This window comes from Actinosynnema sp. NPDC023794 (assembly GCF_040639675.1).
Lineage (GTDB): Bacteria > Actinomycetota > Actinomycetes > Mycobacteriales > Pseudonocardiaceae > Actinosynnema > Actinosynnema luteola.
Genome location: NZ_JBFAFR010000008.1, coordinates 49,802 through 75,512, shown reverse-complemented (window position 1 = coordinate 75,512; position 25,711 = coordinate 49,802). Strand labels below are relative to the sequence as shown.

Annotated in this window: 20 protein-coding genes and 1 other RNA gene; 13 read left to right on the top strand and 8 right to left on the bottom strand. The window is 72.6% G+C overall.

From position 1 onward, the window contains the following. Positions 1–6: 6 nt before the first annotated feature. The 3 genes from AB0H12_RS19200 to AB0H12_RS19190 are packed head-to-tail and all read right to left on the bottom strand — an operon-like array spanning position 7 to position 6,868. Complete coding sequence (locus tag AB0H12_RS19200; RefSeq protein WP_499624187.1) at positions 7–4,221, bottom strand: SbcC/MukB-like Walker B domain-containing protein; 4,215 nt, start codon at positions 4,219–4,221, stop codon at positions 7–9. Continuing rightward, positions 4,218–5,387: a TIGR02678 family protein gene (locus AB0H12_RS19195; protein ID WP_499624186.1), complete on the bottom strand. Its 1,170-nt coding sequence runs from the start codon at positions 5,385–5,387 to the stop codon at positions 4,218–4,220. The genes AB0H12_RS19200 and AB0H12_RS19195 overlap by 4 nt, the downstream gene beginning before the upstream one ends. Continuing rightward, positions 5,387–6,868, bottom strand: coding sequence for a DUF2397 domain-containing protein (locus AB0H12_RS19190; RefSeq protein WP_499624185.1), 1,482 nt, complete (start codon positions 6,866–6,868; stop codon positions 5,387–5,389). Before AB0H12_RS19190 ends, AB0H12_RS19195 begins: the two co-directional genes overlap by 1 nt. A 51-nt stretch (positions 6,869–6,919) precedes the next feature. Here AB0H12_RS19190 and AB0H12_RS19185 point away from each other — a divergent pair, with 51 nt between their 5' ends. Further along, complete coding sequence (locus tag AB0H12_RS19185; protein WP_230567214.1) at positions 6,920–7,888, top strand: cobalamin biosynthesis protein; 969 nt, start codon at positions 6,920–6,922, stop codon at positions 7,886–7,888. On the opposite strand, the gene AB0H12_RS19180 is transcribed toward AB0H12_RS19185, so the two are convergent. The 4 genes from AB0H12_RS19180 to AB0H12_RS19165 all read right to left on the bottom strand — a co-directional run bounded on the left by AB0H12_RS19180 (position 7,830) and on the right by AB0H12_RS19165 (position 10,659). Further along, positions 7,830–8,633 carry an SURF1 family cytochrome oxidase biogenesis protein gene (locus tag AB0H12_RS19180; protein ID WP_499624184.1) on the bottom strand — a complete coding sequence of 268 codons (804 nt, stop codon included), beginning with the start codon at positions 8,631–8,633 and terminating at the stop codon, positions 7,830–7,832. The two genes, AB0H12_RS19185 and AB0H12_RS19180, sit on opposite strands and share 59 nt — an antisense overlap. A gap of 16 nt (positions 8,634–8,649) precedes the next feature. Next, positions 8,650–9,213 (bottom strand): DUF1349 domain-containing protein, encoded by a 564-nt coding sequence (locus tag AB0H12_RS19175; RefSeq protein ID WP_499624183.1) that lies wholly within the window; start codon positions 9,211–9,213, stop codon positions 8,650–8,652. 7 nt (positions 9,214–9,220) lie between these two features. Further along, the gene (locus AB0H12_RS19170) at positions 9,221–10,063 is read right to left on the bottom strand and encodes a fructosamine kinase family protein (protein ID WP_499624182.1); all 843 of its coding nucleotides are present in this window, start codon (positions 10,061–10,063) and stop codon (positions 9,221–9,223) included. Positions 10,064–10,203: 140 nt separating this feature from the next. After that, positions 10,204–10,659 (bottom strand): low molecular weight protein-tyrosine-phosphatase, encoded by a 456-nt coding sequence (locus AB0H12_RS19165; protein WP_499624419.1) that lies wholly within the window; start codon positions 10,657–10,659, stop codon positions 10,204–10,206. A gap of 63 nt (positions 10,660–10,722) precedes the next feature. Here AB0H12_RS19165 and AB0H12_RS19160 point away from each other — a divergent pair, with 63 nt between their 5' ends. The 9 genes from AB0H12_RS19160 to fxsT all read left to right on the top strand — a co-directional run bounded on the left by AB0H12_RS19160 (position 10,723) and on the right by fxsT (position 21,186). Beyond that, a complete protein-coding gene (locus tag AB0H12_RS19160) occupies positions 10,723–11,196 on the top strand; it encodes a hypothetical protein (RefSeq protein WP_499624181.1) in 474 nt (157 codons plus the stop codon). A 70-nt stretch (positions 11,197–11,266) separates the two neighbouring features. Beyond that, positions 11,267–11,488: a hypothetical protein gene (locus AB0H12_RS19155; RefSeq protein ID WP_499624180.1), complete on the top strand. Its 222-nt coding sequence runs from the start codon at positions 11,267–11,269 to the stop codon at positions 11,486–11,488. A gap of 108 nt (positions 11,489–11,596) precedes the next feature. Next, a complete protein-coding gene (locus tag AB0H12_RS19150) occupies positions 11,597–12,601 on the top strand; it encodes a polyprenyl synthetase family protein (RefSeq protein WP_499624179.1) in 1,005 nt (334 codons plus the stop codon). 27 nt (positions 12,602–12,628) lie between these two features. Next, positions 12,629–13,672 carry an Rv2231c family histidinol phosphate aminotransferase CobC gene (gene cobC / locus AB0H12_RS19145; protein ID WP_499624178.1) on the top strand — a complete coding sequence of 348 codons (1,044 nt, stop codon included), beginning with the start codon at positions 12,629–12,631 and terminating at the stop codon, positions 13,670–13,672. After that, the gene (locus tag AB0H12_RS19140) at positions 13,669–14,502 is read left to right on the top strand and encodes a Nif3-like dinuclear metal center hexameric protein (RefSeq protein ID WP_499624177.1); all 834 of its coding nucleotides are present in this window, start codon (positions 13,669–13,671) and stop codon (positions 14,500–14,502) included. Before cobC ends, AB0H12_RS19140 begins: the two co-directional genes overlap by 4 nt. A 145-nt stretch (positions 14,503–14,647) precedes the next feature. Further along, positions 14,648–16,084, top strand: a complete 1,437-nt coding sequence (locus tag AB0H12_RS19135; RefSeq protein ID WP_499624176.1) for a zinc ribbon domain-containing protein — start codon at positions 14,648–14,650, stop codon at positions 16,082–16,084. Continuing rightward, the gene (locus tag AB0H12_RS19130) at positions 16,081–16,818 is read left to right on the top strand and encodes a zinc ribbon domain-containing protein (protein WP_498774535.1); all 738 of its coding nucleotides are present in this window, start codon (positions 16,081–16,083) and stop codon (positions 16,816–16,818) included. The genes AB0H12_RS19135 and AB0H12_RS19130 overlap by 4 nt, the downstream gene beginning before the upstream one ends. After that, a complete protein-coding gene (locus AB0H12_RS19125; protein ID WP_499624175.1) occupies positions 16,815–17,948 on the top strand; it encodes a bifunctional RNase H/acid phosphatase in 1,134 nt (377 codons plus the stop codon). The genes AB0H12_RS19130 and AB0H12_RS19125 overlap by 4 nt, the downstream gene beginning before the upstream one ends. Before the next feature lie 139 nt (positions 17,949–18,087). Then, positions 18,088–21,186 (top strand): FxSxx-COOH system tetratricopeptide repeat protein, encoded by a 3,099-nt coding sequence (gene fxsT, locus AB0H12_RS19120; RefSeq protein ID WP_499624174.1) that lies wholly within the window; start codon positions 18,088–18,090, stop codon positions 21,184–21,186. Between the two features lie 135 nt (positions 21,187–21,321). Here fxsT and ssuE read toward each other — a convergent pair whose 3' ends face one another. After that, on the bottom strand, positions 21,322–21,882 hold the full coding sequence (ssuE, locus tag AB0H12_RS19115) for an NADPH-dependent FMN reductase (RefSeq protein WP_499624173.1): 561 nt from the start codon (positions 21,880–21,882) through the stop codon (positions 21,322–21,324). Between the two features lie 221 nt (positions 21,883–22,103). Between ssuE and rnpB the strand changes: the two genes are divergently transcribed. From rnpB to AB0H12_RS19100, 3 genes are all read left to right on the top strand, one after another. Beyond that, an RNA gene (gene rnpB / locus AB0H12_RS19110) (RNase P RNA component class A) lies at positions 22,104–22,504 on the top strand. A gap of 200 nt (positions 22,505–22,704) precedes the next feature. Then, positions 22,705–24,315, top strand: a complete 1,611-nt coding sequence (locus AB0H12_RS19105; protein ID WP_499624172.1) for a DUF6345 domain-containing protein — start codon at positions 22,705–22,707, stop codon at positions 24,313–24,315. Positions 24,316–24,656: 341 nt separating this feature from the next. Continuing rightward, entirely contained in the window at positions 24,657–25,706 is a 1,050-nt protein-coding gene (locus tag AB0H12_RS19100; protein ID WP_499624170.1) for a hypothetical protein, read from the top strand. Positions 25,707–25,711: the final 5 nt, after the last annotated feature.

Here is a 25,711-nt window from a genome sequence, read left to right as displayed (position 1 = left end):
CGGCGCCTAGGGGTCGACCCGGTCCAGCGCCGCGCCGTCCCACGTGGTCTGCGTGCACGCCACGCCGCGCCCGTTCTTCGGTCGCAGCACGTCGTAGATGTGCATGCGCGGGATCTTGTCGGACACGCCCCAGCCGCTGGGCCAGGTGATCACCCAGTCCATGTCGAGGTCGACCAGCAGGCCGAGCATGCGCGCGATCGTCGGGTCGTCCAGCCGCTCGAACGCCTCGTCCAGCAGCACCAGCCGCAACGGTGAGAACTCGCCGCTCACCGCGTCGTAGAACGACGCCGCCGCCGCGAACAGCGTCACGTACGAGATGAGCCGCGTCTCGCCGGACGACAGCTGCCGAAGCCTGCGTTCCCGCGGGTTGCCGTCCGGGCCGGTGTCGGCGACCGTGACGGTGAACTGGTGCCACGTCCGGTAGTCCAGGGCGCGGGACAGGATTTCGGCGTAGTTGCCGGTGTGCGCGTCGCGTTCGGCTTCGATGCGTTCGGTGAACACGCGGCGCAGCGTGGCGTCCTGCTCGGGATCGCGTTGCGCGTAGGGGAGGCGGACCAGCGCCAACGCGTCGCGCGTCTCCTCCTCCAACGCCGACGACGGCTTCCACGCCAGCTTCACGTGCACGCCCTGGCTGGACCGGGCCTTGCCGAGCACCTCGTTCATCCGCTTGCACAGGTCCTCGGCGACGGCGATCTGCCCGCGCAGCCACTCGGCCAGGTCGCGGATCAGGTAGTCGGCGAAGATGTTCTGGTACTGCTCGTCGAGGAATCCGCGCTGTTCGGCCAGTTTCGCGGTCACCTGCCGTGCGGCGACGGCGACCGGGCGGGCGCCCTCCTCGCCGGTGACGGTGACGGTGAGCAGGCCGACGTGCTGCTCGGCGGCGATGTCGTGGCTGCCGGCCAGCGACGTCTGCAACGCCTGGAGCTTGGTGATCACCGTGGCCTCGCCCGCGCCGCGCCGGTCGGACGCCGCCAGTGCCGTGCGGACCGACGTGACGTCGTCCGGCGTGTCCGGCAGGGCGGCCACGAGGATGCCGGGCGCCTGCACGGTGGCCTTGAAGTGCTCGGTCGCGCGGGTCAGGGCGTCGCGGGCGGTGGCGAGTTGTTCGGCCGACGTGTCCAGTTGGGCGTTCAGCTTCGCGGCCTGCTCGCGTGCCGAGGTGACCTGTTCGCGCACGCTCTTGAGCTCATCGCGCATCTCGCGCCGTGAACGATCCAAAGTGGACAGTTGGTCCGCGATTTCCCTTGCCTCGCCACCGATCGCGTCGGTCAGCTCGGCCAACGTCGACGCCTGGGACGCGTAGTCGACGCACCGCGCCTCCGCATCCGCCTCCGCCGCGGCCCGATCGTCCACGGACGCGTGGTACCGGTGCGCCGCGTCGGTCAGGTCGGCCACGGTGCCGCGGCACTGGCGGCGCAGGACGTCGCCCAACCGGTCGGCCGTGCGCTGGGCCTCGGCCGCCGCCTGTTGGGCCTGGTGCAGGCCGTCGGTGGTGGCGGGCAGGTCCGCGTCGCCGGCCTGGCGCACGACTTCGGCGGCGGCGGCTTCGCCACGCGCTTGGGCGGCGGCGAGTTCGTCGCGCAGCTCCTCGGCGCGGCGGGCGGCGCGGTCGGAGGATTCCTGGGCGGCCTGGAGGCGGCCGTGGCGGGCGACCAGCTCGCGGTCGGCCGGGAAGCGGTCGAGGTGGGTCTCCCACTGCTTGACCAGGCCGTGCGCGGCGGCCAGGTCGGCTTCCGCCACGCCGAGGTCGGCGCGCAGGGCGGCCAGTTCGTCCTCGAGTTCCGCGATCCGGCGCTGGCGGGCGGCTTCGCGGGCACCGGCGCCGATGAACTCCGCCGCCTCCTTGTGCCACGCGCCGGTCAGCACGCCTGCCTGCCAGTGGCCGTCCGGGGACACCGCGAACGCGCCGGCGGCCGGGGCCAGGGTCCGCAGGGACACCGAGGCGAGCAGGTCCGCCACCACCGCGGCCGGGACCGGTGAGGCCGGCTCGACGGCCGGGATCAGCACCGTCGCCAGGGACGGGCCGTCGACCGGGGTGCAGGGGACGGCCAGCACGTCCTGTCCGGGTGCCGCGGGTGTGGGGTGCCCGGCAGGTGCGGTGTGGGTCGGGTCGGCGGTGGTGGCGGGGTCGGCGAGGGCGGGATCGGAGAGGGCTGGGTCGGGGCGGTCTGGGGTGGTTTCGGCGGGTCCGCTGGTTTTCAACCGAGGTGCGGTAACAGTGTTTCCGTACATGTTCGGGCCAGGTTCACCCGTTTGTGTTACCCAGGCGTCCAGGAGGCCTGATGCCTCAAGGGCTGCCTCCAGGCCTGCGCGGGAGCTGTCGTCGACGGTGGGGTGGAAGTCGACCAAGCGGTAGAACGGGGCGCCGGTGGTCGGGTCCCGGTCCGACGCGGTGAAGCGGCCCCGGTCCGGGGTGTGGGCGGTTCCCGAGCGCAGGCGCGACAGTTCGGCGTCACGGCCGTTGATCGACGTGACCAGGTCGGCACGTCGCCGGGCGGCCGTGTGCGCGCCGTCCCGGGCGGCGGTGACCAGGGGACTCACCCACTCCCGGGCGGTGGTGGTCAGGGAGCGGGCGGTGGCCGGGTCGACGGAGGTCGGCAGGGGGAGTGGTGAATCGGGGTGGCAGGCGGCCAGGGGGCCGGAGGCCCGCCACGACTCGACGTCGGCCAACCACCCTTGGGCGACCTCGGCCAGTTCCTGCGCCTCCTGGTTGCGCAACGCCGCCGCCTCGGTCGCCGCGTGCTGCGCGTCCCGCGCCGTCTGCCGCAGCGCCTCCACCTTCCGCTGCGCCGAATCCAGCTCGGCCGCCCGCGCCGCCAACGCCAACGCCAACGCACCGCGCTGCCGCGCCGCCGAAGCGATCTCCGACGTCCGCGCCGCCACCTCCTCCAACGTCCCCTCGTCGACGGAGACCGAAGGCGGCACGCGGCGTTCGATCGGCAGCGGCTCGGCTTCCGGGTCCGGCTTGGCCCGCACCGACTCCGTGCGCACGACCGCCTCCGAGCTCGACACCCGCGGCACGTCCGGCACGGTGTCGGTGGGGAGGCCGGCCACGCGCAGGTGGTGGCGCAGCGGCTCGACCAGCTCCTGCGCCGAACCCAGGTCCTCGGCCAACCGCCGCAGCAGCCGCAGCACGCCGTCGACCGCGCCGTCCTCCTGCAACCGCTGTTTGTTCGCCATGTCCAGCGCCGCGACCGCCGACGAACGCTTCTCCGCCACCAGCTTCTCGCGCGTCTGCAGGTCCTGGAGATCGCGGAACGCCGGCAGTTCCTTCAGCGCGCCGATGGTCTCCTCGGCCTGCTGCTCACCGGCCTCCAACGACGCCACCGAGTGCTCCGCCGCCGCACGCGCCGCCAGCGCCTCCTCCAACGAGGCCGCCAGCCGGGCCGACGCCCGCTCCAGCTTCCGCACCCCGTCCTCGGCCCCGCCCAACCGCTCCGCCGCCGCACGCAGCCCGCCGAACGCGTAGTCCGAGTACGTCTTCAGGAACGTGCTTAGCGCCGCGTCGGCCGACGACAGCCGCGTGATGTTCTCCCGGATCGACTCCAGGTCGTCGAACGACGTCGCCAGCTGCTCGACCATCGCCTGGTCCAACGGCGGCAGCGCGTCGGACAGGATCTGCTCCAGCTGCCCTTCCAGCACCTTCAACCCGACGTCCGGGTTGCGCAGCGTCCGCTGCAGGTGCAGCAGGTCGCCGTACCGGGGCCCTGGCACGCCGTACACGGTCTCGGCCACGCGCGCCCGGAACGCCGCCTCCTCCAGCACGCAGTCCGCGCCGATCAGGTCGCGCAACTGCGCCGGGCCCAACGGCGTGCGGTCCGCGCCGACCAACGTCAACCCGTGACCCACCCGCGACGAGGTGATGAACCGCCACGAGTCGGTGATCGCCTGCGAGGTCTTGGACGCCTTCACGCCCAACCCGCAGGTCAGGTACTCCCCGGAACCACGCGTCAGCTCCACCCACGCGTACCCGATCCGGTTCGGCCCGCCGTCGTAGTCGTCCAGCATGAGCCGCCTCAGCGACACCGTGTCGAAGCCCTTGGACCCGACCTGCCGGAGGTCGCCGTCCAGGCACAGCGGCAGCAGGAGCTCCAGCGTGCGCGACTTGCCGGACCCGTTGGTGCCCTGGAAGATCGCGCGCCCACCCGAGAAGTCGAACGTCTGCTCGGTGTACTGCCAGATGTTGACGATGCCGCCCCTGTGCAGCCGCCACCTGTTCACGCGGTCTCCTCATCGAACAACGACCAGCTGGGCACGTCCGGCACGACCACCGGCTCCACGTCACGTTCGGGGTCGCCGTCGGGCGAGGGCAGCCACCGGTGCGCGGCGGCGTTGAGCAGCCACCCGTCCGCGGAGGCGACCGCCAACCCCATGCGGCGCAACAGCTCCAGCACCTCGTCGACCAGTCGGTCCAGGTCCTCGGTGAACTGCTTGGACCACGCGGTCGGGTAGTCCTCCACCAACCGCTCGCACGCCGACCGCAACTCCGCCCGGACGACGACGTGCCGCCCGTCGGAGGGGCGGGGGTCGGACTCCAGCAGCTCCGGCAGCGCCAGCAACGCGATCCGCGCCACCGTGGACGTGCCGGGGAAGTACAGGTCGGTCAGGTAGTCCTCGGGATCGGCCGCCAGCACGCCCTCGACCCGGCACTCGGTGTGCAGGCCGAAGCATGTCTCCAGCAACGCGGACTCCTTGCGCTGGTTGCGCCGCAACCACTCCGCCTGCTCGGGCGGCAGGTCCGCGTACAGCACGACGGGGTTCTCCACCAGCTTGCGCCGCACCGCGTGCTCCACGCCGCGCGGACCGGGCCGTGCCGCCAGCTCCACCAGCCGTGACGGCGACGACGCCTCCGCCACCGGCCCGGTCAGCAGCTGCCCGAGCAGGTCGGTGTCGATGGTGATCAACGCCTCGGCCTGCACGTCCACCGCGCCCTCGGTCTCGTGCAGCACGCCGAGCGAGACCAGGTGCCGCAACGCCGCCGTCAACGCCCGCCGGTCCGCCACGTCGTCCACCACGGTCAGCCCGGCCTCCACCGCCGCCGCGCGGATGTCCGCCACCAGCCGCGACAGCAGCGCCTGCCGCCCGACCCCGGTCAGCACCGCCATGGTCAGCGCCACGTACGCGTACCCGCGCGGCGACATGCCGAGCACGCCGCGCGAGTCGTCGGGACCCGGACCCGCCTTGTAGAGCCGGGCGAACCGCCGTTCCACCACGAGCCGGTAGCCCAGCTGCCGGGCGAACAGGTCCTGCAACGCCGCCCGGTGCCGGTAGACCAGCGTCAACAGCTCGCCGTCCGGCCCGTCGGCGCGCAGCAGCGGCCGTCGCAGCAGGGTGCGGGCGCAGCGCACCACGTTCGCCGCGTCGATCTCGGAGAGGTCGTCGAACATCAGTCGAGCACCAACGTCGAGTCGTGCAGCGTCAACGTGCCCGCCGCCGAGCGGATCCGCGTCGAACGCCCGGCGGCGTGCGACACGGTCACGCGCAGCCCGCGCACCGGATCCGTCGCCGAACCCGGGTCGGCCGCGGTGTCGCGCTGCGCCATCGCCAAGGTCAGCAGCTCGCACAGCACCTCGAGCGCCTCACCGGACAACGTCGTGGACGACAGCCGGGGCGCCGCCGCCGCCAGCTCGGCCACCGACGCCGCCCGCCGCTCGTCGGCCTCCCGCGCCTCGGCCAGCAGCGACTGCTCGGTCATCGGGTCGTCCAGGATCCGCGAGGTCCGCCCGCGGGCGCCGCGATCCCCGCGGCTGCGCACGCTCACCTGCACGTCGACCACCGGTCCGTCACGCCACGGCGTGCGCTCGTTGTCGCGGTCGTGCTCGGGCGCCGGCGACACGTGCCGCGCCGCGTACAGCCCGAACGCCGCCGCGTACAGCTCGTGCGCCTCCGAGCGCGTCCCCGCGTCGAACCACCCGGCCAGCTTCAGCAGCTCGGCCCGCCGGCTCGGCAGCAGCCCGCCACCGGACGTCGCCCGCTTCACGCTCGCCAGCAGCGACCCGATCGCGCGCGCCGTCGCCTCCCGCAACGCCGTCACCTGGCTCGGCCGCCCGGGGCGGTCCACGAACCAGTCGGTCAGGTCCTGCCAGTCCTCCGCCGACCGCCCGCGGGCCCGTTCGACCTTCTCACCGAGGTCGGCACGGCCCAGCAGGCGCAGCAGCTCGGACCGCGCGGAGGTGACCCGGGCCAGGGCGTCCGCGATGGCCGGCGTGTGCCGCAGCACGTCCTCCACGACCATCTGGATGTACTCGACCAGCAGGTTGCGGAACCCGGAGATCTCGTCCGGCGCGAGGTGGTGCCGCGTCACGACCTGACCCAGGTAGGCGTAGAAGTCGCGCACGGTCGCGGCCAGCTCGGCGTGCTGCAGGAACAGCGTGGTGACCTGCTCGGCCAGCACCTCGCGCGAGCGGGGCGCGCCGCTGATCAACGCCTCCGACAGCGACTGCCCGAGCCGGTCGAGGCCGCGTTCCACGGCGGGCAGCAGCTCCCGGGACACCTCACGGGCGCCCTCCGGCACGCGCAGCAGCTCGTCCACGTCGCGCTGCACCCGGACCGCGAGCTTGCTGACCTGGTAGCGGACGCTGCCGTGCTGGAACTCGGCGATGCTGGAGGCCACCACCTCGCGCCTGCCCTGCACCAGGTTGCCCCACTCGACCAGCTGCCGGAGCCGGTTGATCACGTTCTCGATGCGCGACTCGCCCGCCTCGACCCGGCCCTCCCGCTCGGCGCCCGCCAACGCGCCCGCGACCTCGCCCGCCGACAGGTCGGCCAGCAGCGTGGACGTGAACAACCGCATGATCGCCAGGTACGTGCGCTGGTGATCACGGGCGTCCAGGTACGCGTAGAGCTTGAGGCGGCCGGCTGGTTCCACGGTGCGCCACCCTAATGCGGCGGTCCGACACGTGCGGGCTACCGTGCCCGTGTGAGTCTGGGGCGCGCGGTGGGGTTGGTGCTGGGCGTGGCCGCTGACGCGGTGTTCGGCGACCCCGAGAGGTATCACCCGGTAGCGGGATTCGGACGGGCGGCGGCGGCGCTGGAGCGCAAGCTGTACCGCGACCACCGGGCGGGCGGTGTGGCGCACACGGTGGCGCTCGTCGGCGGCACGGTCCTCGCGGGAGTCGCGGTGGAGCGGCTCGGCAAGCGCAGCCAGGTCTTCCAGGCCCTGAGCACGGCCGCCGCCACGTGGATCGTGCTCGGCGGGTCGTCGTTGGCCGACGAGGGCACCGCGATGGGCCGCGAGCTGGACGGCGGCGACCTGGAAGCGGCGCGCAATCGTTTGCCCAACCTGTGCGGGCGCGAGCCGCGCAAGCTCGACACCATGGGCTTGGCGAAGGCGACCGTCGAGTCCGTGGCGGAGAACACGTCCGACGCCGTCGTGGCCCCGCTGTTCTGGGGCGCGGTCGCGGGCGTGCCCGGCCTGCTCGGCTACCGCGCGGCGAACACCCTCGACGCCATGGTCGGCCACCGCAACGAGCGCTACCGCCGGTTCGGCTGGGCCGCCGCACGGCTGGACGACGTGGCGAACCTGCTGCCCTCGCGGCTGGCCGCGCTGCTCACGGCGGCGGGCGCGCCGGTCGTCGGCGGGTCGGCGGGCGAGGCGTGGCGGACGTGGCGGCGGGACGCGGCGGCGCACCCGAGCCCCAACGCGGGCCAGGTCGAGGCGGCGTTCGCGGGCGCGTTGGAGGTCCGGCTGGGCGGGCGCACGGTGTACGCGCACGGCGCGGAGGACCGGCCGGTGCTCGGGCACGGCCGCAACCCCGACGCGGGTCACGTGACGCGGGCGGTGGAGCTGTCGCGGGTGGTCGGCGCGTCGGCGGCGGCCGTGACCGCGGTCATCGCGCTGGCGCGGCCTCGTCTTCGGCGAGCTGTTCGGCGACGGACTTCCGCCTGACCTTCTTGCCGGTGGTGTCCGCCTGGAGCGCGCCGCCGGGGCGGATCTCGCGGACGGTGAAGTAGAGCCAGCCGCCGAGCGCCATCGCGCCGAACGCGATCCACTGCAGCGCGTAGGAGAAGAACGGTCCCGCGTCGAGCTTCGGCAGCGGCAGGGACTCCTCGACCCCGGGCTGGCCCTCGGTGAGCTGGAAGTAGCCCGGCCGGATGTCCAGCCCGGCGGCCCGGCCGACCACGGCGGAGTTCACCGAGTACACCTGCCGGTGCTCGTCCTCCTGGAAGGCGTCCCGGGCGTCCGACTCGTCCCGGCGGACCAGCGCCACCAGCGTCACGTCACCCGTCGGCACGGGCTTGAGGTCGGGCACCTTGATGCCGTTGACCGGCCGCACGTAACCCCGGTCGACCAGCACGGTCGGCCCGTCGGCCAGCCGGAACGGCGTCAGCACCTCGAACGCCGCCTCGCCCTGCACGGTCCGCAGCCGCGCCACCGCCTGCCCCTCGGGCAGGTAGCGGCCGGTCAGCGTCACGCGCCGCCACTCGACCTCGGCGGCGGGCCGGTCGAGCAGCGTGGCGACCGGCACGGGGTCGGTGCGCAGGGACGACGTGACGGCGTTGTTCTGGGCGTCGCGCTCGGTGTCGCGGTCGAACTGCCACGGCGCCAGCAGCGTGAAGCACGCGCCCGCGAACACCCAGACCGCCAGCGTCAACGCCAGCCACCCGGGCTGCAACAGGAACCTCAACCGCACGTGACCACGGTAAGCCCTAGGCCGTTGTGACCTGCACCCGGTCGAAGCGGGCGGTGAAGCCCGGGCCCGTCGGCGCCGCGACCATCACGCCGACCAGCGTCTCGACCCCGGGCGGGAAGTACGCCAGCCGCAGCAGGGTCGTCGGCTCGGCGTCGCCGGCGCCGTAGCGGACGGTCACCGCGTCGCCCTCGCGCACCGCCGCGATCGTCACCCGACCGACGCGTCCGGCCGGCACCACCGACCAGTCGGAGAAGTCCCTGGTCACGACGGTGCTGACCTGGAACTCGTCGTCCACGAGCTCGACGCCCGCCTTGATCCAGTTCCGGTCGTCGAGCCACAGCGCGACGCCGGCCTGGTCGTACTGGGCGGCGTAGTCCGCGGTGAACGAGGCGGCGATGGTGAAGTCGCCGGACAGCGGCACGCCGAGCACGTGGCCGCTGTCGCGGTCGTAGCCGTAGTGGGTGGTGCGCCAGAAGTCCGTCTCCGGGTCGCTGGTGACGGTCAGCCCGTCCCCGTCGCTCCACGCGCGCGGCTCGTTGAGCCACCGCCAGTCGTCGCGGTCGAACGCCTTGATCCCCATGCGGTCATCATGTCAGCGACCGGGCCAGGGACAACGCCTGTCCGGCGTAGCCGCCGCCGAACAGCGCGGCGTGCACGAGCAGCGGGAACAGCTGGTGCAGCGGCACCCGATCCCGCCAGCCGTCGGCCAACGGCGCGGCTTCGTCGTAGGCGGCGAGCACGCGGTCCAGGTGGGGACAGCCGAACAGGGCGAGCATGGCCAGGTCGCTCTCCCGGTGGCCGCCGTGGGAGGCGGGGTCGATCAGCCACGCGCGGCCGTCGGCGGCCCAGTGCACGTTGCCGTTCCACAGGTCGCCGTGCAGGCGGGCGGGCGGCTCGTGCGGCGCCTGCACGCGCACGCCTTCGATGGTCCGGGCCTCGGCGGCGGTCAACGCGCCCGCGTCCACCGCGAGCCGGGCGTAGTGGGCGATCCGGTGCTCGGCGAACCACTCGGGCCAGTCGTCGGACGGGACGTTGCGCATCGGCGCGAGGCCGATCGTCGCCTCGGTCGGCCCGCCGGGTGGCGGCGCGCCGAACGCGGGGGCTCCGGTCGCGTGCAGGGCGGCGAGCCTGCGGCCGAACTCCTCGGCGGCGGTGGGGGTCGGGCGGCCCTGTTCGATCCGGTCCATCACGAGCCACTGCCCGTCGTGGCCGCGTACCTGTGGCACCGGTGGGCCCTCGGGTTCGGCCAGCCAGTGGAGTGAGGCGGCCTCCGCCAGGGCCGCGTTCGGCTCGTCGTGCCGTTTGACGACCACCAGGTCGCCGTTGGCGAGGGTGACCTCCCACACCGTCGCGCCGAGCCGGCGGGCTCCGGTGCCCGGCACGCCGGTCAGCTCCGTCGCGGCCTCCGCTGGTGATCTACGGCTGTCCACGGGGTGCTTCCCTTCGGCCGGTTGGCGCAGAAGCTTGAAAGCCTGGCACGCCCTTCCCTCACCACGCCCTTCCCTCGCAAGGAGGGCTTCGTGTCATCCCGCCGACCTGCCCGTCCGGCGAGGACGCTTTGATCTTCGTCTCACAGACGTTCGCGCACCCAGGCCAGCAGGCCCGGGACCGCGGCCTCCACCATCTCCACCACGCGGTCGAAGCCGGCCTTGTCGCCGTAGTACGGGTCGGGCACGTCGACGCCGTCCGCGTCCGGGTCGAACGAGCGCAGCAGCCTGACCCGCTCGGGGTCGCCGACCAGTCGCCGCAGCGCCCGCGCGTGCCCCGTGTCCAACGCCACCAACAGGTCCGCGTCGAGGTGGTTGTCGTCGACCTGGGCGGCGCTGTGCCCGGTCGGGTAGCCGTTGTCGGCCAACGACTTCGCGGCCCGGGGGTCGGCGGGGTCACCGACGTGCCACCCGCCGGTGCCGGCGCTGGTCACCTCCACAAGATCACCCAGGCCGGCCCGGCGCAGGTGCTCGCGGAATATGATCGCGGCCACGGGGGAACGGCAGATGTTGCCGGTGCAGATGAACGAGACGGTCAGCGTCACGGCAGGGGAGTCTGCCAGGTCGAGCGCTCGGCGACCGCTCGCTTTGGGGGTCCAAGCATGTCCGGGGTCGTGGTCGGTGTCGTCGTGGTGCTCGTGGTCCTGGCGACCGCCGGGGCGGTGGTGGCGGTGCGCCGCCGGTCGTGGCCGGAGACGCCCGCGTTCGCCCGACCACGGCCCGTGACATCGCCTGGTGGGCCGGTGCCCGACCCCAACGCGGGATTCTTCACCCATCGCCGCTTCGCGTTCCGGAAAAGGCATTTCTTCGTCGGCACGGGATGTCCGCCGGTGCTGGTCGCCGATTTCTCGTCACTCGACGTGTTGCGTCGGGAGCAGCCCGTGCGCATTGCCCGTTACGGCATTCGGGTGTGGTGGTGGTTCGAGGACGAATTCTACCGGGAAGCGGTCGGCCTGGGGGCCGACGACGTGCGAGCATGGGTGCGTGAGCGGGAACGGAGGCGGCTGGCCCGGCAGGACCGGGCCCGGCTGCTGTCAGCGGTGGAAGAGAGTCTGCGAAAGCGTGATAACGAGTAACGTGTCGACCCGCGCGTCCGACGCCAAAGGTGTGGGGAATGTGTCGGGAAGGAAAGCGAATGACTCGCACATGGGTGGTGTGGCAGGTTCGTCCGTCCTATTCGGAACGGGCGTCGCGCTCGAAGACCGGGTCGTCCGGCCGGTGGCCGACGCCGACGCCGCGGGAGTCCGGCGACCGGTGCTGACCGAGCGGTCGCTGTGCCCCGGCGGCCGGCCCGAGGTGCCCTCGCTCGTCCACCTGGTGCTGAGCCTCGCCGTGCTGTGCTTCGCGGTCGCGATCTCGGTGCTCTGACGACCGCGGTCCCGGCGGCGGTCCGACCGGCGGTCTGAGCGGCGGCCCGGCGGCTGGTCGAGCGGCGGTCTCAGCGGGCTCTCAGGCGCCGCGAGCGACGATCACCGTGTGTCCACAGTGCAGTCGAACGAAGCGCAGTCGACCATGCCGACCATGCCGGCGCTCGCCCGTGCGCTGCCGAAGGTCGAGGACGAGATCCGGGCCCTGGCGACCTCGTCGTCCCTGCCGATCGTCAACACCTTCTCCGGCCGCATCACCGCGGCCGGCGGCAAGCGGCTGCGCTCGGTGCTGGTCCTGGCCGGGTCCCTGGCCGTGTCCGGTCGCATCACCGACAAGGCGGTCACCGCCGCCGCCTGCGTCGAACTGCTGCACGCCGGCTCGCTGGTGCACGACGACCTGATGGACAACGCCGAGGAACGGCGCGGCGTCCGCACGGTCAACGCGGACTGGGGTACGGGTCCCGCCGTGCTGGTCGGCGACTTCATGCTGGCCCGCGCGAGCCAGGCCGCGCTCGACCGGATCTCGCCGTTCGCCGCGAGCACGCTCGCCAAGGCCGTGACGGACCTGGTCGAGGGGCAGGTGCTGGAGGTCGTCGACCTCTACGACTCCGACCGCGACCCGGCCGCCGCGCTGCGGTCCATCGAGCTGAAGACGGGCGCGTTGTTCGAGGTCGGCTGCGTGCTGGCCGCGCACTGCGCCGACGCCGACGAGGCGACCACCGACGCCATGGCCCGCTTCGGCGCGCTGTTCGGGTTGATGTTCCAGATCCTCGACGACCTGCTGGACCTGGCGTCCACCTCGCAGCGGCTCGGCAAGCCGGTCGGCAACGACATCCGCCAGGGCGTCTACACGCTCCCGCTGCTGCGGGCGTTGACCGACGACCAGCGCGCGCTGCTCGCGCGACGCGGCCGTGAGCTGACCGACGCGGAGCTGACCGGGCTGCTGGCGGAGCTGCGGCAGAGCAGCCTGGTCGCCGACACCCTCGCGCACTGCACGTCGTTGGCCGGGCAGGCGGTGCGCGCGCTGCCGAACCTGCCCGACTCCGACGCCCTCGGCATCCTGCGCGAGCTGCCCGGCGCCTACCTGGACTGGGCCGCCTCCCAGATCGGGTGACGACGCTGATCGCCTAGACTCGCGGCGATGACCAGCCAGGATTCCGGCCGGGCGCTGCTGCGCCACCACGGGGACGTCGACGCCGCACCCGGGCTCGCGGACTTCGCGGTCAACGTGCGGACGCCCGCCCCGCCCGCGTGGCTGCGCGACCGGCTGGCCGCCGCGCTCGACGGCCTCGGCTCCTACCCGGCCGCCGCCGCCGACGAACGCGCCCGCGTCGCGGTCGCCGCGCGGCACGGGCGCACACCGGACGAGGTGCTCGTCCTCAACGGCGCCGCCGAGGGCTTCGCGCTGCTGCCGAACCTGCACCCGTGCCTGGCCGCCGTGGTGCACCCGTCGTTCACCGAGCCCGAGGTGGCGTTGCGCGACGCGGGCGTGCCGGTGCAGCGGGTGCAGCTGTGGCCCGAGGACGGCTACGGGCTGCGCGCCGACCTGGTGCCCGACGAGGCCGACCTGGTGGTCCTGGGCAACCCGACCAACCCGACGTCCGTGCTGCACCCGGCGGAGGTCGTGGCGTCGCTGAGCAGGCCCGGCCGGGTGCTGGTGGTGGACGAGGCGTTCGCCGACGCCGTGCCCGGCGAGCCGGAGTCGCTGGCCGGCCGCGCCGACGTGCCCGGGCTGCTGGTGCTGCGCAGCCTGACGAAGACCTGGGGCCTGGCGGGACTGCGCGCGGGCTACCTGCTCGGCGCGCCGGAGCTGCTGGCCCGGCTCGCGCTGCCCCGACCGCCGTGGCCGGTGGGCAGCCTGGTGCTGGAGGCCGTCATGGCGTGCTGCGAGCCGTCGGCCGTGGCGGAGGCCGAGGCGTGGGCGCGGGAGACCCGGGAGCACACCGCGCACGCCCTCGCCGCCCTGGGCGACCTGGTGGTCGTGCCGCCGGACGCGCCGTTCGTGCTGCTGCGCGTGCCGCACGGGCAGCGGGTGCGGGAGGCGTTGCGGGACAAGGGGATCGCGGTACGACGCGGCGACACGTTCCCCGGCCTGACCGCCGACCACCTCCGGGTCGCGGTCCGCGCGCCCGAGGAGTTCGCCCTGCTGGTGGACGCGCTGCGAGTCGTGCTGGAGGAGCTGTGACCACGCTCGGGGACGTCCTGGAGGTCCTGGAGGCCGCCTACCCGCCCGCGACCGCCGAGTCGTGGGACGCCGTCGGCCTCGTCTGCGGCGACCGCGCCGAACCCGTGTCGAGGGCGCTGTTCTGCGTCGACCCGGTCGAGTCCACAGTGGACGAGGCGCTGGAGGTGGGCGCGCAGCTGATCGTGGCGCACCACCCGCTGATGCTGCGCGGCGTCACGGGCGTCCCGGCCGACGACCCGAAGGGCGGGCTGGTCCACCGGCTCATCCGCGCACGCGTCGCCCTCTACACCGCGCACACGAACGCCGACGTGGCCAACCCCGGCGTCTCGGACGCCCTCGCCGAGGCCCTCGGCCTGCGCGTCACCGGCCCGCTGGAGCCTGCGGACGCCGAACCCGGCACCGCCACCGGCATCGGCCGGATCGGCGAGCTCGACCGACCCGAACCGCTGCGCGACTTCGCCCGGCGCGTCGCCGAGGCCCTGCCCGCGACGGCGTGGGGCGTGCGCGCGGCGGGCGACCCGGACCGGCCGATCCGCCGCGTCGCGGTGTGCGGCGGCGCGGGCGACAGCTACCTGGCCGCGGCGGCACGCGCGGGCGTGGACGCCTACGTCACCGCGGACCTGCGTCACCACCCGGCGGGCGAGCACCTGGCCGCGGGCGGGCCCGCGCTGGTCGACGTGGCGCACTGGGCCAGTGAGCAGCCGTGGTGCGGACAGGCGGCGCACATCGTGCGCGCCGCGTTCGGCGGTACGGTCGAGGTCCTCGTCTCGACCCGCCGGACCGACCCGTGGACCGTGGGCGTGACGAGCCGAACAGGAGAGGTGACGTAGTGCGAGTCCCTGCTTGCTCCTGCTCGGCGCTGGTCACCGTGGTCGGGATGGCTACGAGCCAAGGGTCCGAGCCGCCGGTCGGCAGTGCCTGTTCTGTCGTGCGTGGGTGGGCGCGGGACGATTGCACCCTGACCGGTGGTGCGCGGTGAAGGTCACCCGTGTCGCCTACTCCGCGGACCTCAACGCGGGAAAGTACGAGCAGCTCGTAGAGCAGGCGCGCCGGCTCGGTGCCATCCGCTCGAAAGTGTGGCGGGAGTACGGCTCGATCAACGGTGTCGGGCTCGGGGACCGGGCCATCCGGGATCACTGGATGGCCAACGGCACTGCCCGATCCTTCACGGTGCCGGCGAACGCGTGGAAGGAAACGGTGCGTGACGCGGTCGCGAACATCACCGCGACCCGCGCGGCGGCCAAAGCGAAGGTTCGCGAGGCGGTCAGCCGACGACCCGACGGTCCGGCGGAGCGGACGCGACGATTCGCCGCGTTGAAGAACGACACATGGACCGGTGATCCGTACCTGCGCCGGTTGATGCGCCGGCGCTCGAAACGTGGCCGGAACCGCACCCACAACCAAATCGTGGTGCGCTCGGACCAGTACCGCACGTTCACCCTGGCAGAGGGTGGACCTGTCTGGCTCGCGATACCCGCGCTGGAGCGCCGTAGGCGGCTCAAGATCCCGCTCGACACTGCGGTAGCGCCGGTGGGGACCCTGCGCCTGATCCTTCGCGACGGCCGCGTTGAGGTGCACTACACGATCGACGCGAGCGCGGTGAAGTCGCCGAGAAGGCCCTGCGGTGACCGCGGGATCGGCGTGGACAAGGGGTACAGCGAGGTCCTCACCGACTCCGACGGGCTGCACCACGGTCCCGCACTCGGTGAGTTGTTGACGAGCGAATCCGATCACCGGAAAGCGAAGAACTCGCGTCGCGCGAAGCTCCGGGGTGTCGCCGAGAAGGCAGTCCGACGGGGGCATCACGCGAAAGCCCGACGGATCAGGGACCACAACCTCGGCGTGATCAAGCGGAACCGCCGCTCAGCCGCTTGGCAGCGCCGAGTCCGCGACATTACGTTCAAGGCCGTGCATGCTGTGGTCGACAAGGCCCGGTTCGTGGTGGCCGAAGACCTGACAAGGACCTTCACCGGCCGCAAGCGGCTGGGGAGGGATACGAACCGACGGTTGGCAGCCTGGACCAAGGGCGTCACCGCCGAGGCACTGGCGAACGTGTCGGAACGCAGAGGTTCTGCGTTGCGGCTGGTCAACGCCGCTTACACGTCACAAGTCATCCCCGGTACCGACTTCTTCGGAAGACGGGCGGGGGACCGGCTTCACTGCATCCGGTGCGGGGCCGTGTGGCAGGCCGACCACGCCGCTGCGATCAACATCCTGGATCGAGCCGCCGGCCCCGACATCGGCCTGTACACCCGCCACACGCGGGTGAAGCAGATCCTCCAGGAGCGGGATCGCCAACGGTCCAGACTGCCGGACCAGGACTCCCACACCGCAGATCGCTGCCGGTGTGGAGAGCGAAACATCCACAACCGATCGTTTTCGATCGACGAAAAGGAAGCAGGATCTCAGTGAAAGCCGATCCCGCCGTGCAGCGCAGGCTGCTCGACCTCGCGCAGGTCGACGCCGAACTGTCGCGCGTCACCCATCGGCGCCGCACGCTGCCCGAGATCGCGGAGATCGCCGAGGCGGAGAAGCAGTTCCGCGCCAAGCAGGACGCGCTGACCACGATCGAGACGACCCTGGGCGACCTGAACCGCGAGGTCAAGCGGCAGGAGACCGAGATCGACCAGGTGCGCGCCCGTGAGGAGCGCGACCGCAAGCTGCTCCAGGGCGGCTCCGTCGGCGCCAAGCAGCTCACCGACCTGGAGCACGAGCTGGCCACCCTCGGCCGCCGTCGCGGCGCGCTGGAGGACGACCTGCTGGAGCTGATGGAACGCCGCGAGGCCGTCGAGGCCGACATCCAGCACGCCCGCGTCTCGCTGGACAAGGCGCAGGAGGCCCTGTCCGACGCGGCACGCCGCCGCGACAGCGCGCTGGCCGACCTGGAGTCGACCGAGACCAAGCGCACCGCCGACCGCGGGCTCATGACCGGCCAGTTCCCCGAGCCGCTGCTCGCGCTCTACGACCGGGTGCGCGCGCACAAGGGCATCGGCGCGGCGCTGCTGCAGTCGCGGCGCTGCGGCGCGTGCCGCATCGAACTGGACCGCAACGCGTTCGCCAAGGTCAAGGAGTCCGCGGCGGACGAGGTCATCCAGTGCGACGAGTGCGGCGCGATCATGGTGCGCACCGGGGAATCGGGGCTGTGAGGGTCGTCGTCGAGGCCGACGGCGGCTCGCGCGGCAACCCCGGGCCCGCCGGGTACGGGGCCGTCGTGCTGGACGAGTCGGGCGCGGTGCTGGCCGAGCGGTCGGCGGGTCTCGGCGTCGTCACCAACAACGTGGCCGAGTACCAGGGGCTCGTCGCGGGGCTGCGGGCGGCGGCCGAGCTGGGCGCGTCCGAGGTGTCCGTGCGGATGGACTCCAAGCTCGTGGTCGAGCAGATGTCCGGCCGGTGGAAGGTCAAGCACCCGTCCATGCAGCCGCTGGTCGCGCAGGCCCGTGAGGTGGCGCGGGCGTTCGACCGGGTGAGCTACGAGTGGATCCCGCGCGCGCGCAACCAGCGGGCCGACCGGCTGGCCAACCAGGCGATGGACGAGCAGGCGGGCGTTCCCCGGGGGGAACCGGCCCAGCAGGAGCGGACCCAGCCGGCGAAGGCCGAGCCCGAGCCGCAGCAGCCGGACGCGGCGGCGACCCAGTCACCGGTGTCGTGGACCGGCGCGGTCGGCGAGCCGACCCGGCTGTACCTGCTGCGCCACGGGCAGACCGAGCTGTCGGTCGCCCGCCGCTACTCCGGGCGCGGCAACCCGCCGCTGACCGAGGTCGGACGCGGGCAGGCCGAGGCCGCCGCACGCCGGCTGGCCAAGGTCGAGGGCCTGACCGCGGTCGTGTCGTCGCCGTTGGGACGGGCGCGGGAGACGGCGCTGGCCGTCGCGACGGCCACGGGCGCCGAGCTGTCCTGGGACGACGACCTGATCGAGACCGACTTCGGCGCGTGGGAGGGGCTGACCTTCGCCGAGGCCGCCGAACGCGACCCCGACGTGCACCGGCGCTGGCTCGGCGACCCGTCCGTGCCCGCGCCCGGCGGCGAGAGCTTCGACCAGGTGCACCACCGGGTGCGGCGGGCGCGCAACGCCGTCGTGTCCCGCTTCGGCGGCGCGAACGTCGTCGTGGTCAGCCACGTCACGCCGATCAAGTCGCTGCTGCGGATGGCGCTGGACGTCGGCCCGTCGCTGCTGTTCCGGCTGCACCTCGACCTCGCGTCGCTGTCGGTGGTCGAGTTCTACCCCGACGGCCACGCCTCCGTGCGGCTGGTCAACGACACGTCGCACCTCGCCTAGCGGTGCGTCGCCCGCCTCCTCCTGGACCAGTGGCACCAGCGCCCGTGTCACCGTAATCGTGCGGTGTGCTGCCTGGTGATGGGGCGGATGGTGTGGGTGAGGGCTGATGGCGTCGGTGAGGCGGGGGCGAGGTCGAGTGGTGGTCGGCGGTGGCACCGGGGACGGGGTTCTCCAGCGCGCCGTGGTCTCGGACACGGGCACGGCGGTGCAGGCCGGTCGCGACGCGACGGTCGTCATCCACCGGTCGGACCTGGTGCGGCGGGCGTCGTGGCCGGTCCGGGTCGGTGTCCCGCCGGTGGTCGTGGAGCACTACCAGGAACGGCGGGCCCACGTCCGGCTGGTGGAGGCGTTGACCGCCGGGCAGGCCGCCGCGGGGGTCGGCACCGGTCAGGGGGTGGTGGTGTCGGGGCTGGGCGGAGTGGGGAAGTCCCAACTCGCCGCCCGGCACGCGTGGTCGGTGTGGAGGGACGTCGACCTCGACGTGGCGGTGTGGATCTCGGCTTGGTCGCGTGACGCGGTGATCACCGCCTTCGCCGAGGCCGGACAACGGGTGTTGGTCGAGGACGACCCGCGCATCGCCGACCGGACACCCGAGCAGAGGGCCGAGTTGTTCCGCGAGTGGCTGGCCGCGACCGGACGGCGGTGGCTGGTGGTCCTCGACGACGTGCGGGACGCCGCGGACCTGCGTGGCGTGCACCCGGTGCCGGGGCCGGCGGGGCAGGTGATCCTCACCAGCCGGCTGCGCGACACCGCCCTGACCCGGGGCGGTCACCGGCTGATCGAGCTGGACGTGTTCACCGAAGCCGAGGCGGTGGCCTACCTGACCGGCGCGTTGGCCGCCGGCGCGGCCGACGGTGGCGACCTGCCCCAGTTGCGAGGGCTGGCCGGGGACCTGGCGTGGCTGCCGCTGGCCCTGGGCCAGGCCGCGGCGTTCATCGCCGACCAGCCCTTGCTCACCGTCGCCGCCTACCGCCGGATGCTGGCCGACCGGCGCCGCACCCTGACCGAACTCACCCCGCCGGAGGACGCCCTCCCCGAACACCAGGCCACGGTCGCCGCCACCTGGTCGCTGTCCATCGACCGCGCCGACCTGCCCGACCGCGCCGACCGGGGCGTCGGCCTGGCCCGCCCCCTGCTCGAGCTGGCCGGCCTGCTCGACCCCAACGGCACACCGCTCGCGGTGTTCACCAGCCCGGCCGTCCGCGCCGACCTCGCCGCGCACCTCGACCGCGACCTCGACCAGGACGACGTCCTGACCGCGCTGACCCGCCTGCACCGGTTCAACCTGATCACCCTGGACCCCGCCCGCCCCGCCCGCGCCGTGGCCGTGCACGCCTTGGTCCAGCGCGCCGTCCGCGACACCCTCACACCCGAACGCCTCGACCGGCTGGCCCACACCGCCGCCGACGCCCTCCACGCCAGTTGGCCGGGCGTGGACACGCTCCACCCCGATCTCGCCCAGGCGTTGCGCTCGGGAACCGAGACCCTCCACACCCGTACCGCACCCGCACTCCTGGCTCCCGGCCTCCACGCCGTGCTCGTCCGTGCCGGGCGCTCATTGCGCGACACCGGACAGGTCGACGCCGCGACCACGTACTGGCGCGCACTCCACGGCCAAGCCCGCACCCACCTCGGCCCCGACCACCCGGACACCCTGACGACCCGCGCGAACCTCGCCCACTGGCGTGGTGAGGCGGGTGATCCGGCGGGCGCGGTGGTGGAGTACGGGGCGTTGCTCGCCGACCGGCTGCGCGTGCTCGGTCCGGACCACCCGGACACGTTGACCACGCGCAGCAACCTCGCTTACTGGCGTGGTGAGGCGGGTGATCCGGCGGGCGCGGTGGTCGAGTACGGGGCGTTGCTCGCCGACCGGCTGCGCGTGCTCGGTCCGGACCACCCGGACACGTTGACGACGCGCAACAACCTCGCTTACTGCCGTGGTGACGCCGGTGACGCGGCGGGGGCCGTGGACGAGTGCCGGGCGCTGTTCGCCGATCGGCTGCGAGTTCTGGGTCCGGACCACCCCGACACGTTGACCACCCGCCACAACCTGGCCCGCTGGCAGAGCGCGGCGGGTGACCCGGCCGGAGCTGTGGCCGAGTACAAGGGTCTGCTCGCCGATCGGGTGCGGGTCCTGGGCTCCGACCACCCGGAGACCTTGACCACCCGCGGCAACCTCGCGCACTGCCGGGGCCAGGCCGGTGACGCGGCGGGGGCCGTGGCCGAGTGCGAGGTGCTGCTGGGCGACCAACTCCGGGTCCTCGGTCCGGACCACCCCGACACGTTGGCCACCCGCCACAACCTCGCCCGCTGGCGGAGCGAGGCCGGCGATCCCGCAGGTGCGGCGGCCGATTGCGGCACGTTGCTCGATGACCAGGTTCGGGTCTTGGGCCCGGACCACCCGGCTACGTTGGTCACGCGCAGCAACCTGGCTTACCGGCGTGGTGAGGCGGGTGATCCGGCGGGTGCGGTGGTCGAGTGCGGGGCGTTGCTCGCCGATCAGGTTCGGGTCTTGGGCCCCGACCACCCCGACACGTTGGCCACGCGCAGCAACCTGGCCTACTGGCGTGGTGAGGCGGGTGATCCGGCGGGTGCGGTGGTCGAGTGCGGGGCGTTGCTCGCCGATCAGGTTCGGGTCCTGGGCCCGGACCACCCGAACACCTTGATCACGCGCAGCAACCTGGCCTACTGGCGTGGTGAGGCGGGTGATCCGGCGGGGGCCGTTGCGGAGTACCGGGTACTGCTCGCCGATCGACTGCGAGTCTTGGGTCCGGACCACCCGAACACCTTGACCACGCGCAACAACCTGGCCTACTGGCGTGGCGAGGCGGGCGACCCGGCAGGTGCCGTTGCGGAGTACGGAACGCTGCTCGCCGATCGAGTCCGGGTCTTGGGTCCGGACCACCCGAACACCTTGACCACGCGCAACAACCTGGCCTACTGGCGCGGTGAAGCCGGTGACCGGGCGGAAGCCCTGGCCGAGTACCGAACGCTGCTCGTCGACCAACTGCGGGTCTTGGGGCCCGATCACCTCCACGTCCTGAACACCCGCGTCCACCTCGCCCGCCGGCTGCGCGAGGCCGGTGACACGGCCGGCGCTGCGGCGGAGTCGGAGGCCCTGCTCGTCGACCAGGTTCGGGTCCTGGGCGCCGACCACCCCGACACCCTGACCACTCAGGACAACCTCGCCGAGTGGCGGCTCCCGGTTGAAAGGCGCGAAGCGGGCTCGGAGCAGTGAGGGGGTCGTCGGCGGTGCCCGCGCCCTGACGGACCGGGATGCCGGTACGCCCTGCGCACCGTCCACGCCCTGCTGACCCACGGGCTACCGGCACGCCGCAACCGGCCGTGCCCCCGCGTCGCCGTGGCCGCGCGGCTAGCCGGCGGGGCGCAGCCGGGCGCGCTCGTCGCGCCGGAACCGGGCGTCCTCGACGGCCACCGCGAACCGGTCCACCGCGCCACGAATCGCTTCGGCGGCTTTCGGCGCGATGGTCCCGTCGCCGATGTCCGGGTCGAGCACGAATTCACCGCGCAGCACCGAATCCGCGCCCTTGCCGGCGAGCAGCGGGTTCAACGCGTAGTCCATCGCGACCAGGAATCCCTGGCTGCCGCCGGTTGCCAGGGGCAGGATCACCCGGCCGCGCAACGCCTTCTTCGGCAACAGGTCGACCAGCGCTTTCACGAGCCCGCTGTAGGCCGCGCGGTAGACCGGGCTCGCCACCACGATGCCGTCCGCGCGCAGCACCGCGGCGACGGCGTCACCGATCTCCGGATCTCTCAGGTCCTCGGTGAGCAGCGGCAACGTCGGCAGCTGACGCACGTGCAGGGTGTGCACCGCGTACCCGGCCGCGCGCAGCAGCCCTTCGACGTGTGCGACGACGACGCCGGTCCGGGACGTCGGCGAGGGGCTGCCGGAAATCATCAGAATGGAGGACATGGGTCACTGACACCTTTCAGGAAAAGGCTCGGGGTGCGAGGTAAAAAGTGTCAGCGACAACAGATCGCGGCGGCGGTGCGGCCGAAGTCGACGTGCCGGCGGCGGGTGAGTGCCCCGATTCCTGCCATGGTTTCGAGTAGAGCAGCAAGCCCACATCGCGACAAGGTTTCCGGGCCCGGGTTCCACAGCCTGGGAAGCCGCCGGTACCCTGGTGGCGCGGATGAGTCGGCAGGGCGGTCGCGTCGACGGGTTCTCGGATCCGTCGCCGAGGAAAGTCCGGACTCCACAGGGCAGGGTGGTTGTCAACGGCAACCAGGGGCGACCCTCGGGACAGTGCCACAGAGAACAGACCGCCCCGGCGCGAGTCGGGGTAAGGGTGAAACGGTGGTGTAAGAGACCACCAGCGCCCCCGGTGACGGGAGCGGCTAGGTAAACCCCACCCGGAGCAAGGCCAAGAGGGTGCCCCAGGGCACCTGCGCAGGCGTTCGAGGGCTGCCCGCCCGATGCCTGCGGGTAGGCCGCAAGAGCCTGTCGGCAACGGCAGGCCGAGATGGATGGCCGCCGAACGGGACCGCCGCGAGGCGCCCGGGAACAGAATCCGGCTTACATGCCGGCTCATCCGCCCCTTCCGTCCATCGGGTGCGCCCGTTCGGCCATTCCGCCCCCTCCGGCGCACACGCGCCCGCCTATACATCCCTTGCGTGCCAACGGCGTTACACAAATGAGGCCGTTCGAGTGGTTGTCGGTATCAGCCCGGTCCGACGCGAGTCCTCCTCGCAGACCGCGGGTCCTGCCCCGCGGTACCACGAGGAGGGAACACTCATGTCCACCAACAGGAGGCGTGCCACCACCTGGCTCGCCCTCACCGGCCTGATGGGCGCGGCGGCGATCACGGGCTCCACCACCGCATCCGCCGCGGCGTCCGCGGAGCTGCCGGTGTACGAGGTCCGGTCCGTCGGGCGCACCGCGGATGAGGCCGTCGCCCTGCAACGCGCCTTCGGCCTCAAGGACCTCCAGCTCGCCGACGACGGCACGGTGTCGTTCGCCGACGAGTCGACCTATCTGCGCGTGCCCGGTCTGGACCTGGGCGCGGGCAAGCCGGACGAGGAAGGCGGCGAGACCACGCAGACGGCGCTCGACGTCGACGCCCTCAGACGCCTGCGCGCCATCCCCGTCGAGGACGCCACCAAGCGGACCCTCGAAACCCTGCGCGGGATCGGCCTGCTGCCCGCGAACGCCACGCCGACCGCGGGCCAGACGACGTTCGAGGTCGTCGACGCGAACCAGAAGGCGGTCCTGACCGCGCCGCTGGACACTGCGGTGTCGTTCGCCTTCGCCCTCGATGGCGTGCCGCTGGAGGGTCCGGGCGCCAAGCTGCGGATCGCGTTCGACGGCCAGGGCGCCGTCGCCGGCCTCACCTACGCCACCCGCGACGTGGTGAAGACCGGCAGCGTGCCGGTGCTGAGCCTGGACGAGGGTCGCGAGCGGTGCGCGAAGGTGCTCGGGACCAGCGTGCGGCCGACCACCGTGTCGTACGTGTACGAGGCGCCGCCGCTGGCCGAGAAGGTCGAGAAGCTGGAGCCCGGGTTGCGCTGCGACGGCGTGAACTCCGACGGCGCGGCCGTCCAGTCCGTGATCGTCGGCGCGGCCGTGGACGCGCGGCTGCCAGAGCCCGGCCCGGTGGACCCGCCGCGCGAGCAGGGCGCCGTCAGCCCGCAGTGGACGTGGCGGGTCGACGTCGGTAGCGAGGGCACCGGCCCGTGCTCCGGCCTGCCGTGGACGGCGAACAACCTCAACTCGTTCAACAACCGGTTCACCGCCGCGGGCGTGCCGGTGCAGTTCAGCTGGGTCAACCACAACGCGTGGGAGCGGGACTTCAAGGACCCGGTGTTCCCCGGCGGCCAGGACCACCTCTACGCCGACGACGTCGACATGACGTACTGGCAGGGCCACGGCTCGCCGACCGGCTTCTCGTTCGCCGGGTGCAGCAGCAACACCGACACGTTCCTGTCCAACACCGAGGCGCGTTGGGGCAACCGGGACGTCGAGTGGATGAGCCTGTTCACCTGCTCGATCCTGCAGCGCACGGCGGGCGGGCAGAGCTGGGCGACGCGCTGGGGCCAGGCGTTCCGGGGCCTGCACCAGATCAACAGCTTCGACACCGTCTCGTACCACTCCGCCGTGCACGGCGGGAAGTTCGCGAACTACCTGGTGCGGACGCCGTTCCTGTGGTGGAACAGGCCGATGAAGGTCCGTGACGCGTGGGCGCAGGCGTCGATCGACACCCAGCCGGCGTCGGTGCGGTGGGCGACCATGGGCCCGATCGGCGGCAGTGGCCTGGCCAACTTCAACGACTACTTCTGGAACAAGGGTCCGGTCGGCCCGGACACGCTGCCCACATCCGGCTACTGGCGCATCTCCGGCACCAGCTGACCGGCGAGCAGGCGGGGTCCCTTCCGCGCCTGGGGGTGGGAAGGGGCCCCGCCACGCGTTCAGCCACTTGAAGCACGCAATTTTGCGGAACGTTCGTCGGGTGGCGTGACGCCGTCGTGGACGGCCACGTCCCGAGTGAGAACCGGGCATTGGCGCAGTTGCTGCGCGCGTACGCGCGGCGGGAGCGCGAAGAAAGGACGTAACCGCAGATGCTCACCGCATTCGACCTTTTTCAGGCGATCCTGTTCGTCAACGGCAGTCAGTGCGCGCGCAGGATTCACCTGGAACATGAGCTCAAAGCGGCGCTGAGCGCGTATCCCTGTTCGGTCGACGGTCTCCGCATGGCGAGCGATGAGCTGTCCGCACGCGATCGCGACCGGGCGGCCAAGCCCATGGAGGACGAAGACGTCCGCGGGCGCCTCGCGTTCGCCGAGGTGCGGGTTGCCGCGGAAGCCATGTCGACGCGGCGGGCCGAGTTCGGCGGACTCGATGGTTTCGTCCCGGACCAGGAACGCCTGTCGGCGATCCGCGAGGACATCGTGGCCTTCTACGCGGGAGTCGGGGTGCACGTCGGCGACGTACCGGTCCGGGTGGTGCGGACACTGCCCGAGCCCTACGCGAGCAAGGGATTCTCCGCGCTCACCGCCGACCTCGGGGACTGGAAGCGGCACGGCGTCGAACCCGGGATCTACTTCCTGGAGTCGGCGCTGCAACCGCTGTTCACCGAGTACTTCGTGGCGCACGAGATCGTGCACGTGTGGCTCGGTTTGATCAGCCCGGACGACTCCTGCACGATCCTCGAAGAAGGTCTCGCGGAGTACCTAAGCATCTTCGGGTACATCGGCCACCGCTACGGTGCGTCTGCCGCCCGGAAGCTCCACCGCCTCTACCGGCTCAACTCCAGCGCGAACTCCCGGTTCGAGTCGTATGTGGATGGGCTCAAGCAGCTCCTGTTCGTTATAGACGCCGTCGGCGGGGACGCCGAGGTCCTGGCTATCGCGCGCGGCGGTCGGGCGGCGCTCAACGAGGCGTTCCAGGAGGTGCTGGCTGGTGCGGCCGAGCAACCGTCCGGCGGGGGTGTTCAGCCGGACGTGCTCGGCGAAGGTCGCGCTTCAGCCAAGTCGCTGGTCTTGGCGGTCCCGCGATCACTGGTGGTGAGCGCTTCGGCGTACCAGGTCGCCGTGGTGGCGCGGGACGGCATGACAGTCCGGGAGCTCGCCCACGACACGGGCATGTCGCTCACCGCGGTCGACGCAGGTCTCCGCGAGCTGGACGGCAGGGCTCTCATCACGCTGCGCAAGGCCGGTCAGGTCGTGTCCCGGAACCTCGCTCTGGAACACGTCGAGCGTGGGCACCTCAGATACGACTTCAGAGATGCGGGCTCCGTGTGATGAGC